Origin of the sequence: Brevundimonas vesicularis (genome assembly GCF_032067225.1) — a bacterium.
Lineage (GTDB): Bacteria > Pseudomonadota > Alphaproteobacteria > Caulobacterales > Caulobacteraceae > Brevundimonas > Brevundimonas vesicularis_F.
On record NZ_DAMBJX010000015.1, the window covers coordinates 16,840 to 33,285 of the forward strand.

General features: G+C 69.2%; 15 protein-coding genes. 9 read left to right on the plus strand and 6 right to left on the minus strand.

What is annotated here, in order from left to right:
- Positions 1-34: 34 nt before the first annotated feature.
- The 8 genes from RT123_RS05555 (at position 35) to accD (ending at position 6,702) form a co-directional block, all read left to right on the plus strand.
- Positions 35-835 (plus strand): undecaprenyl-diphosphate phosphatase, encoded by an 801-nt coding sequence (locus tag RT123_RS05555; protein ID WP_313008265.1) that lies wholly within the window; start codon positions 35-37, stop codon positions 833-835.
- Between the two features lie 4 nt (positions 836-839).
- Positions 840-1,739 carry a class I SAM-dependent methyltransferase gene (locus tag RT123_RS05560; RefSeq protein ID WP_313008266.1) on the plus strand — a complete coding sequence of 300 codons (900 nt, stop codon included), beginning with the start codon at positions 840-842 and terminating at the stop codon, positions 1,737-1,739.
- Between the two features lie 32 nt (positions 1,740-1,771).
- Entirely contained in the window at positions 1,772-2,524 is a 753-nt protein-coding gene (locus tag RT123_RS05565; protein ID WP_313008267.1) for a pseudouridine synthase, read from the plus strand.
- A 40-nt stretch (positions 2,525-2,564) separates the two neighbouring features.
- On the plus strand, positions 2,565-3,206 hold the full coding sequence (locus tag RT123_RS05570; RefSeq protein ID WP_313008268.1) for a phosphoribosylanthranilate isomerase: 642 nt from the start codon (positions 2,565-2,567) through the stop codon (positions 3,204-3,206).
- Positions 3,207-3,283: 77 nt separating this feature from the next.
- The gene (gene trpB, locus RT123_RS05575) at positions 3,284-4,486 is read left to right on the plus strand and encodes a tryptophan synthase subunit beta (protein ID WP_295227347.1); all 1,203 of its coding nucleotides are present in this window, start codon (positions 3,284-3,286) and stop codon (positions 4,484-4,486) included.
- On the plus strand, positions 4,483-4,962 hold the full coding sequence (locus RT123_RS05580) for a hypothetical protein (RefSeq protein ID WP_313008270.1): 480 nt from the start codon (positions 4,483-4,485) through the stop codon (positions 4,960-4,962). Before trpB ends, RT123_RS05580 begins: the two co-directional genes overlap by 4 nt.
- Positions 4,959-5,801 (plus strand): tryptophan synthase subunit alpha, encoded by an 843-nt coding sequence (gene trpA / locus RT123_RS05585; RefSeq protein WP_313008271.1) that lies wholly within the window; start codon positions 4,959-4,961, stop codon positions 5,799-5,801. The genes RT123_RS05580 and trpA overlap by 4 nt, the downstream gene beginning before the upstream one ends.
- Before the next feature lie 10 nt (positions 5,802-5,811).
- Complete coding sequence (gene accD / locus RT123_RS05590; RefSeq protein WP_313008272.1) at positions 5,812-6,702, plus strand: acetyl-CoA carboxylase, carboxyltransferase subunit beta; 891 nt, start codon at positions 5,812-5,814, stop codon at positions 6,700-6,702.
- On the opposite strand, the gene RT123_RS05595 is transcribed toward accD, so the two are convergent.
- On the minus strand, positions 6,657-7,100 hold the full coding sequence (locus tag RT123_RS05595; protein ID WP_313008274.1) for a DoxX family protein: 444 nt from the start codon (positions 7,098-7,100) through the stop codon (positions 6,657-6,659). The genes accD and RT123_RS05595 overlap by 46 nt on opposite strands.
- Positions 7,101-7,136: 36 nt before the next feature.
- On the opposite strand from RT123_RS05595, the gene RT123_RS05600 reads away from it, so the two are divergent.
- On the plus strand, positions 7,137-8,423 hold the full coding sequence (locus RT123_RS05600) for a folylpolyglutamate synthase/dihydrofolate synthase family protein (RefSeq protein ID WP_313008275.1): 1,287 nt from the start codon (positions 7,137-7,139) through the stop codon (positions 8,421-8,423).
- 124 nt (positions 8,424-8,547) lie between these two features.
- On the opposite strand, the gene RT123_RS05605 is transcribed toward RT123_RS05600, so the two are convergent.
- The 5 genes from RT123_RS05605 to murU all read right to left on the minus strand — a co-directional run bounded on the left by RT123_RS05605 (position 8,548) and on the right by murU (position 16,442).
- Positions 8,548-8,733 (minus strand): hypothetical protein, encoded by a 186-nt coding sequence (locus tag RT123_RS05605; protein ID WP_055754504.1) that lies wholly within the window; start codon positions 8,731-8,733, stop codon positions 8,548-8,550.
- Between the two features lie 72 nt (positions 8,734-8,805).
- A complete protein-coding gene (gene trxA / locus RT123_RS05610) occupies positions 8,806-9,135 on the minus strand; it encodes a thioredoxin (RefSeq protein ID WP_313008276.1) in 330 nt (109 codons plus the stop codon).
- A gap of 118 nt (positions 9,136-9,253) precedes the next feature.
- Positions 9,254-12,673 carry a double-strand break repair helicase AddA gene (gene addA, locus RT123_RS05615; protein WP_313008277.1) on the minus strand — a complete coding sequence of 1,140 codons (3,420 nt, stop codon included), beginning with the start codon at positions 12,671-12,673 and terminating at the stop codon, positions 9,254-9,256.
- Entirely contained in the window at positions 12,670-15,735 is a 3,066-nt protein-coding gene (gene addB / locus RT123_RS05620; RefSeq protein WP_313008278.1) for a double-strand break repair protein AddB, read from the minus strand. The genes addA and addB overlap by 4 nt, the downstream gene beginning before the upstream one ends.
- The gene (gene murU / locus RT123_RS05625; protein WP_313008302.1) at positions 15,732-16,442 is read right to left on the minus strand and encodes an N-acetylmuramate alpha-1-phosphate uridylyltransferase MurU; all 711 of its coding nucleotides are present in this window, start codon (positions 16,440-16,442) and stop codon (positions 15,732-15,734) included. The genes addB and murU overlap by 4 nt, the downstream gene beginning before the upstream one ends.
- Between the last annotated feature and the right edge of the window lie 4 nt (positions 16,443-16,446).

Here is a 16,446-nt window from a genome sequence, read left to right on the forward strand (position 1 = left end):
GCGCGTTCCGGGCGCATTGGTTTTCGAGGGTCTCATGTCGGACTGGCTTGCCGCCATTATTCTGGGTCTGGTCGAGGGGCTAACCGAGTTCATTCCGGTCTCGTCCACTGGCCATATGCTGCTGCTGGGCCATTTCATGGGCTTCGAGAGCGCGGGCAAGACGTTCGAGATCGTGATCCAGCTGGGCGCATTGCTGGCCATCGTCAGCGTCTATTTCAAAAAGCTGTGGACGCTGGCGACGCGCTGGCCCTTCGACGCCGAGGCACGCCGGTTCCTGATCGGGCTGTTGGTCGCCTTCGCGCCGGCTGTCGTGATCGGTTTCCTGGCCTATGACTTCATCAAGACCGTGCTGTTCGAGACGCCGCAGGTGGTGTGCATCGCCCTGATCGTCGGCGGGGTGATCCTGCTGCTGCTGGACCGGATGGACAAGAAGCCCAAGTGGCTGGACGCCGAGGCCTATCCGATGCGGATCTATTTTTTGATCGGCCTGTTCCAGTGCCTCGCCATGATCCCCGGCGTGTCGCGGTCCGGCGCCACCATCGCCGGCGGACTGCTGCTGAAGACCGACAAGCGGTCGGCGGCTGAGTTCAGCTTCTTTCTGGCCCTGCCCACCATGGGGGCGGCGGTGGCCTATGACCTGCTGAAGAACCACAAGACGCTGGATTTCAGCGACATCGGCCTGATCGTTGTGGGCTTCGTCGTGGCCTTCATCTCGGCCCTGGCCGTGGTGCGCTTCTTGCTGGATTTCGTGTCCAGGCGCGGGTTCGGCGTCTTCGCCTGGTGGCGGATCGTGGTCGGGGTCGTGGGTCTGGCGCTGTTGCAGGCAGGGTTCTGAGACCATGACCACACTTCTGTATGGCCGCCCGCCGGTCGTCTTCGATCCGCCCGGCGATGCAATCCAGACCTCGCCCCTGATCCCCGACTCGGCGGCGCTGCAGGCGCAAGAACCGGGCTCGGCCGACAGCATCATGATCTACGCCCCGCCCGGCGTGCTGGAGCGGCGCTATGTGCTGGCCCTGGCGCTGACGGCGCTGAAGGTCGGGGGACGGCTGGACGTCATGGCGCCCAAGGACAAGGGCGGATCGCGCCTGGGCAAGGAGCTGAAGACGTTCGGCCTGGAGGTCGCCGAGACCGCCAAGGCGCATCATCGTCGCTGCATCGTCATTCGGCCCGAAACGGTCGAGGGGCTGGACGAGGCCATCGCCGCTGGCGGGCCGCAGATCGTGCCGGGACTGGAGGCCTGGTCCCAGCCCGGCGTATTCGCCTGGGACCGGATCGATCCGGGCTCGGCGTTGCTGGCCGAACATCTGCCGGCGATGAAGGGCGAGGGGGTTGATCTGGGCTGCGGCTATGGCGCGCTGTCGATCGTGGTGCTGCGCTCGCCCGCCGTGAGCAAACTGAAGATGGTCGATCTGGATCGCCGCGCCATCCAGGCCGCTCGCCGCAATATTGAGGACGACCGCGCCAAGGTCTGGTGGTCGGACGCCCGCACCCTGGAGGCCAAGGGCGACAAGGATTTCGTCGTCAGCAATCCGCCCTTCCACGACGGCGGGGCCGAGGACCGGCGGCTTGGTCAGGCCTTTATCCGGAAGGCATCCGAACTGCTGAAAAAGGGCGGCGTCGCCTGGGTCGTGGCCAACCGGCACCTGCCGTATGAGGCCGAGTTGAACGCGGCGTTCAAGCGGGTGCGGCTGGTCGCCGAGGCGGGCGGCTACAAGCTGTTCGAGGCGGTAAAGTGACCGCGCTCAAGCAGTCCGAAGGGCGGTAGCGCATGAAGAAAGTCCCGACGTCGAGGGTCGATCGTCTGCTGGGCTCGATGGGCTATGGTTCACGCGCCGAAATGGCGCGGATGGCCAAGGCGGGCGGCATCGTGCTGGACGGGGCGGACCTGACGGACGTGTCCAAACGCATTGCGGTGACGCCGGACCTGCCCACGCGAATGGAGATCGACGGCGAGCCGCTGGACCCCGTGCAAGGGCTGGTGATCCTGCTGAACAAGCCGCTGGGCATGACCTGCTCACACAAGGAAGAGGGGGCGCTGGTCTATGACATCCTGCCGGGACGTTGGCGGGCGCGCGATCCCGCCATCTCGACCATCGGACGGCTGGACAAGCAGACGACGGGCCTGCTGCTGCTGACCGACGACGGCGATCTGCTGCACCGGGTGATTTCGCCCAAACGCCATGTGGCCAAGGTTTACCGGGCGGGTCTGGCGCGACCGCTGACGGGCACGGAAGGCGCGCTGTTCGCCTCGGGCGAGCTGGTGCTGGAGGGCGAGGACAAGCCGTTGGCGCCGGCGGTGCTGGAGGTGGTGTCGCCGACCGAGGCCCTGCTGACGGTGACGGAGGGCCGCTATCACCAGGTGCGCCGGATGTTCGCCGCCGCCGGCAACCACGTCGAGACCCTGCATCGCGAACGGCTGGGCGGACTTGGCCTGCCCGCCGATCTGGCGCCCGGTCAGTGGCGGCTGGCGACGGCGGATGAGGTCGCCTCGATTTTCACGACGCCCGAGAGCCTGGGTTGAAGCTCTTGACGCCTGCGGGATCGGACGCGCAGGTCGAGGGATGACGACCAAGATCAAGATCTGCGGACTGACCACACTGGACACGCTGGACGTCGCCCTGGAGGGCGGGGTGGACTTCGTGGGGGCGGTGGTGTTTCCCAAAAGCCCGCGCCATCTGGGGCCCGAAGCCGCCGCCGCCCTGTTCGAGCGGGCGCGGGGGCGGGCGAAGATCGTGGCGGTGACGGTCGATCCCGACGACGCCCTGCTGCAACAGATCGCCCGGACGCTGAGGCCCGACTTCATCCAGTTGCATGGGTCTGAGGCGCCGGGACGGGCCGAGCGCGTGCGGGCGCTGACGGGGGCGGGTTTGATCAAGGCCCTGCCCATCCGGCAGGCGAACGACTTCACCGCCGCCGATGCGTGGGATGATCATGCTGATCATCTTATGTTCGACGCCAAGCCGCCGGAGGGTTCGGCGCTGCCCGGCGGGGTGGGACACAGCTTCGACTGGACCCTTCTGGCGGACCGGGCGTTTCGCCATCCGTGGTTCCTGGCGGGCGGTCTGAACCCGGACAATGTGGCCGTGGCGCTGAGGATTACGGGCGCGCCCATGGTCGATGTGTCCTCTGGCGTGGAAAGCGCGCCGGGTGTTAAGGACGCCGACCGGATCGCGACCTTCATCCAAAACGCGCGCCGGTCGTAATTGCGACGCCTCTCCGCGTGAAAGTCGAAACCGTGAACGCCCAGACCCCAATCCAAGCCGCCGATTCCACCCAGCCGCTGTCGAACGCCTATGCCTGGCCGGACGCGCAGGGTCGCTTCGGTCCGTATGGCGGTCAGTTCGTGGCCGAGACCCTGATGCCGCTGATCCACGAGCTGGACGCGGCCTATAAGGCGGCCAAGGCGGACCCCAGCTTCCAGGTTGAGCTGGACGAATACCTGGAGCATTACGTCGGTCGCGAGAGCCCGCTGTATTTCGCCGAACGCCTGACCGAACATTTCGGCGGCGCCAACATCTGGCTGAAGCGCGAGGACCTGAACCACACGGGCGCGCACAAGATCAACAACTGCATGGGCCAGATCCTGCTGGCCCGCCGCATGGGCAAGACCCGCATCATCGCCGAGACCGGCGCGGGTCAGCACGGCGTCGCCTCGGCGACCGTGTCGGCGCGCTTTGGCCTGCCTTGCACCGTCTATATGGGCGCAGTGGACGTGGAGCGGCAGCAGCCGAACGTGTTCCGCATGCGTCTGTTGGGTTCGGAAGTCTTCTCGGTCACGGCCGGCGCCGCGACCCTGAAGGACGCGATGAACGAGGCGATGCGCGACTGGGTCACCAACGTCTCGGACACCTATTACATCATCGGCACGGCGGCGGGCCCGCACCCCTATCCGGCCATGGTGCGCGATTTCCAGTCGGTGATCGGCAAGGAGATCAAGAGCCAGTCGATGGCCCGGATGGGCAAGCTGCCCGAAGCGGTGGTCGCTTGCATCGGCGGTGGCTCGAACGCCATCGGCGCCTTCCACCCCTTCATCGAGGACGAGGGCGTGCGGCTGATCGGCGTCGAAGCGGCCGGCCATGGTCTGGATACGCCGGATCACGCGGCCTCGCTGAAGGGCGGGCGGTCGGGCGTGCTGCACGGAAACCGGACCTATTTGCTTCAGGACGAGGACGGCAACATCGTCGAGGGGCACTCGATCTCGGCCGGGCTGGACTATCCCGGCATCGGGCCGGAACACGCCTGGCTGCACGATATCGGCCGGGCCGAATACCGCTCGGCGACCGACAATGAGGCGCTGGAAGCCTTCCAGCTGTGCTCGAAGCTGGAAGGCATCATTCCGGCGCTGGAGCCCGCCCACGCCCTGGCGCGGACGGGCGAAGTGGCGCGCGAAGTCGGCAAGGGCGGCGACGTCGTCCTGCTGATGTCGGGGCGCGGCGACAAGGACATCTTCCAGGTCGCCAAACATCTGGGAGTGAACCTGTGATCCGTACTCTTGTTGCGGCGACCGCCGTCCTGAGCCTGTCCGCCGCCGTTGTGCAGGCCCAGACGCCTACCCCGACGCCGGCCCCCTCTGCGCCGCAAGGCGGTCCGGCCGACGTCGGCCTGCTGCCGGGCGCGGAGCTGTCGCCCGATTGCGGAGGGCTGAACAATCTGACGGGGCGGGCCTGGTGCGTGACCGCACAGCTGGGCCAGATCGGCGCCCTGGCCGACGCCTATATCGCCGATCTGGAAACCAAGAATTGGCTGGCCGCCGGCGGTGACGACAACCGCGTCGTCTTCATCAAGCGCCGCGAGGCCGGCGGCTGCGACGGCATGCAGATGGTCGCCTTCTACGACACCACCAAGACCGCCGTCGCCGAACTGCCCGGCTATCTGGGCTTCGCCACCATTCCGGGCGACGTGTGCGCGGCTGCTGCGGCCGCGACACCGCCTGCCGCCGCCGGATCGCCGCAACAATGACCACCGCCCGTATCGACGCGCGCTTCAAGGCGCTGAAGGCCGAGGGCCGCGCCGCCTTTATTCCCTATGTGATGGGCGGCGATCCGTCGCGTGAAGAGGCGCTGACGATCCTGAACGGCCTGCCGGCTGCGGGCGCGGACATCATCGAACTGGGCTTTCCGTTCAGCGATCCGATGGCCGAGGGGCCGCCGATCCAGCGGGCGGCGATCCGGGGCATGGCGGCGGGTTTCGGCCTGCGCTCGACCATGGATCTGGCCAGGGAATTCCGTCAGGGCGACGACGCGACGCCGATCGTGCTGATGGGTTATCTGAACCCGATCGAGAGCCTGGGCTATGACGCCTTCGCCGCCTATGCCGCCGACTGCGGCATCGACGGGCTGATCGTCGTGGACTGCCCGCCGGAAGAGGCCGGGCCGCTGATCGAGGCGCTGGACAAGGTGTCGATCTCGCTGATCCGTCTGGCGACGCCGACCTCGGATGACGACCGGCTGAAGATCGTGGTCCAGGGCACGTCGGGCTTCGTCTATTACGTCGCCGTCGCGGGCGTGACGGGCGTCAAGGAAGCGAACGCCGACGTGGTGGCGCCGGCCGTGGAGCGGGTGCGCAAGGCCTCGGGCCTGCCGGTCGCGGTCGGCTTCGGGGTCAAGACGCCGGAACGGGCCGCCGAGATCGCCCGCGTCGCCGATGCGGTGGTCGTGGGTTCGGCCCTGGTGGACGAGGTGGCGGCGGCGCTGGAGGCGAACGAAGCCGTTGCGCCGCGCGTTCTGGCCCGCGTGAAGGCGCTGGGCGATGCGGTTCGATCCGTCGCCGCTAGTGCTTCCGTGGCGGAAACCGTCTAAGAGCGCGCGGATGAACGACAAGACCAAGCCTCAGGAAAAGCGCGGCGGCTGGCTGAGCCGCTTTGCGCCCGGCGTCCGCAAGATCGTGTCGCGCCGCGACACCCCGGACAATCTCTGGGTCAAGGATCCCGACAGCGGCGAGATGCTGTATCGCTCAGATCTGGAGGCCGCCCTTTGGGTGACGCCGTCGGGCCGGCATATGCGCATCGATGCGCCGACCCGCCTGAAGGTCACCTTCGACGGCGGCGTCTTCCAGGCCATCGACACGCCGGACGTGCCGGAAGATCCGCTGAAATTCTCGGACGGCAAATCCTACAAGGATCGCCTGAACGCCGCGCGCAAGGCCGCGGGCCGCAAGGACACCATGGCCATCGGCTATGGTTCGGTCGGCGGTCAGGAGGCGGTTGTGATCGTCCAGGACTTCACCTTCATGGGTGGGTCGTTGGGCATGGCGGCGGGCGAGGCCTTCATCAAGGCGGCGCGCGAGGCGGTGAGCCGCAAGGTTCCGCTGGTCTGTTTCACCGCCGCTGGCGGCGCGCGGATGCAGGAGGGCGCCCTGTCGCTGATGCAGATGGCGCGAACCACCCTGGCCATTGAAGAACTGAAGGACGCCAGACTGCCTTACGCGGTGGTCCTGACGGATCCGACGACGGGCGGGGTGACGGCCTCCTACGCCATGCTGGGCGATGTGCATCTGGCCGAACCGGGCGCCCTGATCGGTTTCGCCGGACCGCGCGTGATCGAGGCGACCATCCGCGAAAAGCTGCCGCCCGGCTTCCAGCGCGCTGAATATCTGCAGGAAAAGGGCATGGTGGACCGGGTCGTGACCCGAGCCGACCTGCCGCGCACCCTGGGTCAGATCCTGTCCATGCTGATGGGCGGCACGCGCGCCGCCGCCTGAGACCGCCTGAAGGGCCAGTCGATCGCGGTCGAGGCCCACAGGCACCACCAGACGATGACCGGCTGAAACAGCAGGCGCGGGCCGTGATAGGCCCAGCCCAGACCTGCGCCCGACGTCATAAAGTTCACGGCATGCTGGATATTGGCCGGATAGACGCAGACGGCGTAGGCGGCCAGCGCCCAGCCCGTCGCCACCCGCAGGCGCGAGATCATCAGACCCGCCGCGCCCAGCAGTTCGGCGATCCCCGTCAGGGCCACGACCAGGGCCGGCTGCGGAACCCACGCCGGCGTGATCCGCACGAAGGGGCCGGGGACCAACAGGTGCAGCACGCCTGCGCCCAGGAAGACGGCCGCGAGGACAATGCGCGCCGCGGTTCTGATCTGCGGCCTGGAAGTCATGTCGCGGTTCTCGAAATCAGGGGGTAAAGGAGGCGGATGGATCCCGTCTCCGAACGACTACGCGCGCGCCACCCCCAGCGGATCGACCTTTCGCTGGAAAGAATGCGCGTGCTGTGCGCGGCCCTTGGCGATCCGCAGCACAAGCTTCCGCCGGTGATCCATGTGGCGGGGACCAACGGCAAGGGGTCGACCGTGGCCCTGATCCGCGCCATCGCCGAGGCGGCGGGGCTGAAGGTGCACGCCTACACGTCGCCCCATCTGGTCCGGTTCAACGAGCGGATCCGACTGGCTGGAACGCTGATCGAGGACGATCATCTGAACGCGATCCTGGACCGGATCGAGGCGGTCATGGCCGAGACGGACAGCGAGGCCACGGTGTTCGAAAGCACCACCGCCGCCGCCTTCCTGGCCATGTCCGAGACGCCCGCGGACCTGGCCATCATCGAAGTGGGTCTGGGCGGGGTGCTGGACGCGACAAATGTGATCGATCGGCCGCTGCTCAGCGTCATCGCCCCGGTCGACTACGACCATGCGGAGTTCCTTGGCACGGATCTGACCGCCATCGCCTCGGAAAAGGCGGGCGTGCTGAAGGCCGGAGCGCCGGCCGTGATCGCGCGCCAGAAGGAAGAGGCGATGGCCGCCATCGAACGGCGCGCCGCCGACGTCCATGCGCGGCTGACCGTGCTGGGAGTCGACTTCGACGCCTGGGCCGAGCGGGGCGGTCTGGCGTTCCAGACGGCCGAACTGTTCATGGACCTGCCGGCGCCGGCTCTGGCAGGCGCGCACCAGATCGACAATGCGGCCCTGGCCGTGGCGGCGGCGGTCGAGCTGGACCTGCCCGAGGCCGCGATCGCCGAGGGGCTGAAGCGCGTGCGCTGGCCCGCGCGTCTGCAACGGATTTCGGCGGGGCCATACGGCGCTGCGGCCAAGGCGGCGGAGGCGGAGCTGTGGCTGGACGGGGGGCACAATCCCCATGCGGCGCGGGCGCTGGCGGCGTTTCTGGCCGAGCGTCAGGCGCGGGCGCCGCGTCCCCTGGCCCTGATTTGCGGCATGTTGAACAACAAGGATGCGGGCGGATTCTTCGCCGCGCTGAAGGACAGCCAAGCCACCGTCTTCACCGTCGGCTTTGACGGGGCCGCAGCCGAGCCGACGGCCCTGGCGGCCGTGGCGCGCGGGCATGGGCTGGCGGCGACCCCGGCGGGTTCGGTTTCTGAGGCGCTGGACCTGGCGCTACGCCTGGGCGCGGGCCGGGTCGCCATCTGCGGATCGCTGTATCTGGCCGGCGAGGTCTTGGGCACCAGCGAGGAAACCTGGCCGGTCTAGAGCCTGATCGGTTGAGATGGAATCGCTTCGCGATTTCATCGATGCCGTGAATCAGGCTCCAGAGTCATGCTGGACCGAACTCTGGGTTCGGATGGACTGCGTCCGACCAAACCCAGAGTTCGGTCTAGCGCGTCATCCAGGGCTTGGACTTGCCGGCGGCGATGCGGGCGGCCTGTTCGCGCTGGAAGCGACCGCCGCGCGGCGGCTTGGCGCGCGCATCCAGCCTGGCGTTCTTCAGGCGCAGGGCCTTCTGGACCGGGGTCTCGCCGGGGATGTCGTCAGCCGGGTTCGAGGTGTCTTCGTCGCTCATGGCGCCATCCTAGCATGAAAAACGCCCGCCGGTCGGACCGGCGGGCGCTTGAACCGACAGGGTCGAAAAGGCTTAGGCCTTGACGCCGGCCTCGGCCAGCCATTCGACGATCTTGCCCTTGGGCATGGCGCCGACCTTCATCGAAGCCATCTGGCCGTCCTTGAACAGCATCAGGGTCGGAATGCCCTTCACGCCCAGCTTGGACGGGGTCATGGGGCTGTCGTCGATGTTGATCTTGGCGACGGTGACCTGACCGCCCAGTTCGTCGGCGATCTGCTCCAGCGCCGGGCCGATCTGTTTGCAGGGGCCGCACCATTCGGCCCAGAAGTCCACCAGGACAGGGGTCGCGGACTTCAGGACGTCGGCGTCGAAGCTTTCGTCCGTGACTTTTACAGTCGCCATGAATGGCTCCTTGGGGCGCTAGCGCTCGGCCAGCGGGGCCTCGCTGCTTGAGCGCGAATGGGGGTTGGCCGGATGCGTCCGGGTTCAGTCGCAGATGTGGGAGCGAATCGCGGGCAATTCAACTGTCCGCCAACGCCGCGTCCAGCATCGCCTGCGGGATCGGCATCAGTTTGGGGCCGTCGGTCCAGACCAGGGCGGCCTCGACCGGGCGGTCGGGGTAGAGGCGTTTCAGCACGGCGACATAGACGGCGGCCTGCAAGACATAGGCGGGATCGACCCGGTCGAGGGCGTCGGGGGCGGGGCGGTTGGTCTTGTAGTCGATCACGAGCACCCGGTCGGGCGTGACCACCAGCCGGTCGATGCGGCCGTTGATCGCCACGCTCGACAGACCGGGTAAGGCGCCGGTCAGGGCCACCTCGGCGCGGGAGCCTGGGCCGAAAACGGGGGCGAAGCGGGCGTCGTCCAGCACCGAGAAGGCGGCGGCGATCATTTCGGCGCGCTGGGCCTCGTCCAGATCGGTCTCGCGCGCCAGAAGGCGCCGGGCGGCGTCCGGGCGGTCGGCGGGCGCGATCTCGGGCAGGCGTTCCAGCAGCCGGTGGATCAGATCGCCGCGCCTGAACCTACCCAGCGCCGCCCCGCCCGCCTCGGTCCTGGCCAGGGGCGAGGGGGCGGGAATGCGGATCGAACCTTCCATCCGCGACGGCGAGGCGAAGCGGGCGGCGGCGTCGGCCGGCGGCGGCGAGGCGGCCCAGGCGGGCAGGGCGGCGGCGGACCGCACTTCATCGGCGGCGACCGGGCGACGCTCGGGATCGACGCCATAGCGACGCACGCCTTTGTCGATCTCGCGCACCTGATCGCCCAAACGGTCGAAGGTTTCCGAGAGGATCGACCACCAACTGCCGGCCTCGGCGCCGCGGCTGGAGGCGCGGCCCATGACGATGACGCGGTCGCGGGCGCGGGTCAGGGCGACGTAAAGCAGGCGCAGGGTCTCGTCGTCGGTGCGGGCCTGGCGCGCGGCGCGGGCGTCGGCCGAGGCCGGGCAGTCGTCCTTCGCCGAGCCGGGCGCCATCAGCCAGGCCTCGCCTTCGCCCTCCGGCGTGACGGCGGGCATCAGGGATGGACCTTGCGCCTTCGCCTTCATAGTGGTGTCGGGCAGGATGACGATGGGCGCCTCCAGACCCTTCGCGCCGTGGACGGTCATCACGCGGACCTCGCCGCGCGCGCCCTCCAGTTCGCGCTTCACCTCGACGTCTGCGGCCTCCATCTGCGCGACGCAGGTCTCCAGATCGATCGCGCCCCGGTTCTCGGCGGCCAGCACCTGGTTCAGGGTCTCGTCGATGGCTTCTTCCGCCTCGCGGCCCAACCGGGCCAGGATGCGGGCGCGGCCAGATCGGCCCGTCTCGTCCACGCGGTTCAGGGCCTGAGAGAAGAAGGCGAAGGGATCGCCGCCGCGTACATCGATGGCGGCCTGCAGCGCATCGCGGGCGCGTGCCCATTCGGGGCGTTCGTGCGCCCGGTCGCGTAGGTCGCGCCACAGCTGACCGGCCTTTCGGTTCTCGCGGCCAGCCAGCGCATAGAGGCCGTCCTCGTCGACGTCGCACAGCGGGCTGCGCAGCACCTCGGCCAGGGACAGGTCGTCGTCGGGGAAGAGGGCGAAACGCGCCAGCGAGATCAGGTCGTCGAAGACGATATGGCTGGACAATTTCAGCCGGTCGGCGCCGGCGACGGGGACGCCTTCGGTCTTCAGGGCGCGGATGATCTCCTCGAAGGTCGCGTCGCGACGGCGGACCAGGACGATGTAGTCGCCATAGCCGGCGGGGCGCAGGTCGCGGGTGCTGCGATCAAAGACGGCGACGCCGCTTTCGACCTGGCGGCGGATCTCGCGGGCCAGGTCGCGAGCCAGGCGCTTGCGGGCGCTGCCGGAGCCTTCCTGATCGACCGGATCGTCCCAGGCGTCGGTCTCGGGTGCGGGCTCGTCCAGGAACAGGGGCCACAGGTCGATGGCGCCGTGCTGGCCGATGCGGGCGGGCAGGTGTCGGGCGATGTCGCCCTTGGGGCCGGTCAGGGCGCGGGTGCGGTCGGGGTCGGCGAAGACGGCGTCGACGAAGGCCAGCACCTCTTCGGTCGAGCGGTAGGAGGTGTTCAGTTCCGGCCCGGCGAACGGTTCGCCGGCGCCCTCGGCCAGAGCAAGGAAGGCGCCGCGTTCCTGGCGCAGCCGTTCGGGCCGGGCGCCCTGGAAGGAATAGATCGACTGCTTCTCGTCGCCGACGGCGAAGACGGTGCGGCCGGACTTTTCGCCGGAGTAGAACTCGCCGGTCAGAGCGCGGACGATGGCCCATTGTTCGGGGGCGGTGTCTTGGGCTTCATCGATCAGAACGTGATCGACCCCGCCGTCCAGCTTGTACAGCACCCATGCGGCGGCCCCGCTTTGGGTCAGCAGGGCGGCGGCGCGCGCGACCAGGTCGGGGAAGTCCAGCGCCCCGCGCTGGGCCTTGGCGGCTTCGTAAAAGGCGGCGTGGGCGCGGGCCAGGGTCAGGACCTTGACCGTATCATCGGCGACCTTGGCCTTGCGCAGAGCCTCGCGCGTGGCGAGGAACTTGGTCTGAAGGTCCAGCAGCCAGCCGACCGCGCCTTGCGGCGCCGACTTTGTGCCCATGCTCTTTCGCGGTTCGCCCGCCAGGGTGCAGAAGACCCCGGCCAGGGCCGCGAACCCGGCATGGGGCGGGGCGGCGATGCTCATGGCGTCGGCGATCTTCTTGTCGTTGGCCGAGCCGGTTTCCATGGCCTCGGCCATGCGGTTCCATTCGCCGGGATCGATGAAGGCGACGAAGTCTCGCTCCAGATCCTCCGGGCTGCGGTCGCGCTCGGCGCCGGTCAGGGCCCAGGGATCGGGCGCGGTTCCGGCCTCGGCGCGGTCGATATAGTCCAGCAGATCGGCGCGCCTGGCCTCGATCATCGACAGCAGGGCCTGGAACCGCTGCCAGTCCAGCTCGACGGCGAAATGGCTGTAGGCCAGGCCGATGGGGCCGTCCGGATCGGCGACGGCGGCGCGGGCCAGGTCTTCGCGCGCGGCATGGCTGAGGGCGGTCGCGGCCTGGTCTTCCAGCACGGTGAAGAGGGGCGAAACCCCAGCCTCCAGCGGGAACCGTCGCAGGAGTTTTTCGCAGAAGGCGTGGATGGTCTGGATCTTCAGCCCGCCCGGCGTCTCCAGCGCCCGGGCGAACAGCTTGCGCGCGCGGGAAAGCGCGGCGTGATCCATCGCCTGCGGGTCGCCGTCGTCCAGCCGGGCCAGTTCGCGCGATAGTGCGGCGTCGTCCAGCACGGCCCAACCGCCCAGTTGGTCGAACAGTCGGGCCTGCATCTCGGCGGCGGCGGCCTTGGTGTAGGTGACGCACAGGATGGCGCCGGGATCGACCTGATCTAGCAGCAGCCGCGCCACCCGGTTGACCAGGGTGGTGGTCTTGCCCGAACCGGCGTTGGCGGTGACGAAGACGGTCAGGCGCGGATCGGCGGCGACGATCTGGGGGGCGATGCTCATTCTTCGTCCCCATCGCCGATCACAGACCATTCCCAGACGCGGGCCAGATGATCGTAGTTGCCGCCCTGGTTGCCCATGAACTGGGGCGCGGCCCAGGAGACGTAAGGCGTGTTCTCGTCGTCGAACCGTTCGACGCGGCGCTTCAGCCCGTCCAGCGCCGCCTGTGCCAGGTCGGCGGCCTCAGAGCCCGAGGCGCGGGTGACGACTTCGCCCGCCGTCTTGCGCCCGACCACGCGGACATAGGTCAGTTCGTCGGGCGTGACCGGGCCGTTGGTGTCCTTGAACCCGCCGTCGGCCAGGATGGCGGCAGTCAGGGTCAGTTGCGGGGCGAAGCCGGACTTGACCTGTTTGGCGGACGGCGCCGCACCGGTCTTGAAGTCCATGACCGCCGCGCCGTCCGACGCCAGTTCGATGCGGTCGGCAAAGGCCTTGACGGTGAAGGTACCGGCCGGGGCGTCGAAGGTCATCGTCCCCTGCTGTTCCACCAGGATATCGACGCCGCGCGCCCGACGCCGGCGCTCGAACTCGGTCAGCCAACGGGCGCAGTTGCGGGCCAGCGGCGCCTCACGCGCCATGGCCGCATCCTCGAACCCGCGCGCGCCCAGTTCGCGCAGCAGATGGTCGTGCAGGATGGCCTCGCAATCGTCGGGCAGGTCGTTCGGCCAGTCCAGCGTCAGCCGCTCGATGGCGGCGTGGACGGCGTTGCCCCGAGCGAGCGCTTCGGCAGACGCGCCGGGCCGCTCCATCGCCTCCAGCCCCAGCACCCACAGGGCGTAGATGGCGTAGGGATCGCGCACCCAGCGTTCGATACGGGTGACATACAGGCTGCGCGGGCGGCGATGCACCGGCGGGCGCGGCTCGGGCCGTTTGGCGAACTGGGGTGGGCCGGGCGGCGGTGCATCCAGAGCGCGGGCCCAGTCGATGACGGCCGCCGGGCGGGCGATTGCGACGGGTGTTTCGACAGCGTTCGCGCCGCGCGTCAGCATCTCCAGCCTCCACAGCCAGCGCGAGCGGACGGCGGGCTGGCCGCCGCGCCGCTCGCTGTGGATCAGGATGACCTCGTCGGCGCAGGCGGCCTGGACAAAATCCTGCGCCGTCTGGCCCAGGCGACGCTCGGGCGGCGGCAGGCCCAGGGCCTTTCGCATCGGGCGCGACAGGAAGGGGTCGGTCGGCGCGGCCTGGGGCCATACGCCTTCCTCCATACCGGCCAGGATCATCCGGTCGGCCCTGACCAGACGCGCCTCGATGGCTCCCAGAATCCGCAGCGACGGATGGGTGGCCCCGCCGGTCCGCACGACGTTTTCCTTGACCAGGGACGTGACCAGTTCGGCCAGTTCCGCGCGGCGGATGCGGCCGAGCGACGCCCCGCCCTCGATCAAGCCAGACAACAAGGCGGCGGCCGCCTCGCCGTCGGGGCCGGCCCAGGCGTTCTGGCCGGCTAAGGTTTCGATCAGCCGGGTCAGGGCCGAGGCGGCGAGGTTCAGACCCGCATCGGGCGCGAAGACGGCGGTCGCGGCCTCGACGGCGGCCTGAAGCTGATCGACCAGGCGGGTCGCGGCCGACAGCCGGACCTGTTTCCATTCCGGCGGCGCCTTGCCGCGCCGGTCGGGCTGGACCGCCTCCAGCAGGCGGCGATGGATGGCGGCGAAGTCGCGCGGGCGGGGACCGCGCAGGGCGTGTTCCTCCAGCGCGGCGAAGGCTGCCGCTTGAGAAGCCTCGCCCAGATCGAACCGGGCCAGCGGATGTTTGACGGCGGCGAGCAGCAGATGGGGCTGGACCGGATCGGCGATCCAGCGGGCGCACAGATCGACCAGGGCGCCAGCGGGCAGGCGCGACAGGGGGGCGCCGGCGGACGAATCGGGGATGACCCCCCAACGCTCCAGCCGGGCGGCGACGCGGCGGCCCAGGGCCTGATCCGGCGTGACCAGGGCGCAGGTCTTGCCGGGCGTTTCCAAGGTCTCGCGCATCATCAGGGCGATGGCGGCGGCGGCCTCTTCCTCGGCGCGGACGGACAGAAGGGACAGGCCCTGCAAGCCCTCGGCGATCGGGTCCCGCGCCTCGCTGCGCGCAGCGGCGGCCGAGCGGATGTCGCGGATCGCGCGGCGCCAGTCGTCAGTGGCCTCGGCAGGACGCAGGGCCTCGTTGACCAGTCGCTGGCGCGCCAGTCCGCGCCCCTCGACGGCCGCAGGAACGGCGGGCCGGAACCAGGGGCGGACGCTCTCGCGCGCAGTCTCGCAGCGGTCCAGCAGCCGCTTCATCGCGCTTTGCGGATGCTGTTCGTCCAGCCGGTCCCAGACGCCGGCGTCCAGATCCAGGTCGAGGCCGGGCAGGACGACGCAGCCCAGCGGCGCCCGGGCCACGGCCTTCAGCACGTCGCCGGCGGCGGGGACGGTGCCGGTCGAACCGGCGGCGATGACGGGCTGGCGCGGCGGCTCGTGGTCCCACAGGTCGGCGAGGCGGCGCAGCAGGGTCGCCCTACGCCAGGCCGGATCGACCAGACCCAGTTCGGCCAGACGCTTCGGCCAGGCCTCGACCGCCAGACCCAGAAACTCGGCCGACCGTTCCCAGTGTTCGGCCATTTCGCCGTCGACTAGTGTGGCGATCCGCTCAGGGTTCTGAATCTCTTCCAGTTGGCAGGAATCGAGGAAGCCGCCCAGCGCATCGGCCAGATCCAGCGCGCGCATCGGGCTCAGGGACGCATCGAACTGGTCGACGATCATCCGCGCCATCTCGAACCGGCGGGTCAGGGCGGGGATGGCGGGCGGCAGGTCCAGGCCCAGGGCGCCGGGCGTAAACGGCGGCTCGTCCTCCTCCAGATCGCCTAGCGGCCGCACCTGAGGCAGCAGGATGGGGCGACCCTGCGACAGCTTGGACAGGGCGCCGGTGAAGGCGCGCGCGGCCCGGCGGTTGGGCAACAGGATGGTCGCGTCCGACAGGGTTTCGGGCGGCAGATCGCCCAGCCAGGCCAGCACCCCGGCGGCCAAATCCTCAAGAAACGGCCGGTGCGCGGGGATGGCGTACCAACGGGGAATAGCTCCCAGGAAAGGTTCGAAGCCGCTCACGCCTCTCCCGCCAGTTTCGCCTCGGCCTCATCGCGCGCCTGCGGGTCGCCGACGTGCATCCAGTCGCCGTCCAGGACACAGCCGAACAGACGTCCCTCAGCGGCGGACTTGCGCCAAAGGGGGCTGAGGGAGAAGGGGCCGTCGGGGCCGTGATCGGCATAGCCCGGCCGGGTGATGTGGACGCCCATAAAGGCGAACGGCGCGGACGGGGCGTCGCCGCGGAAGGTCAGCGTCCCGTCGTCGGCCATGAAGAAATCGCCGTCGCCCTCAAAGCCGATGGAGCCTTCGCGGCGGGCCAGCAGCAGGGCGGCGTCCATCGTCTCGGGATTCCACAGGCGGATCAGATCAGTGAGAGCGTCGCCTCGGTCGATCCAGACGCTGTCGATGTTGGCGACGAAGACGGGCTCCTCGCCGAGCAGGGCGTGGGCCTTCTTCAGCCCGCCGCCGGTCTCCAGCAGCTCGGCGCGTTCGTCGGAAATCACGATTTCGGGGCCGCGATTTTTAGAATTTTGGCCGCGCGCCGCCAGATGCGCTTCCAGTCGGTCGGCGAACCAGTGGACATTGACCACGGCGGTTTCGACCCCGGCGTCCGCCAGTCGGTCCAGCACATGGTCGATCAGGGCGCGGCCCTGGACCTCCACCAGCGCCTTGGGTCGGTCGTCGGTCAGGGGGCGCATGCGCGTGCCCAGGCCGGCGGCGAGGACCATTGCG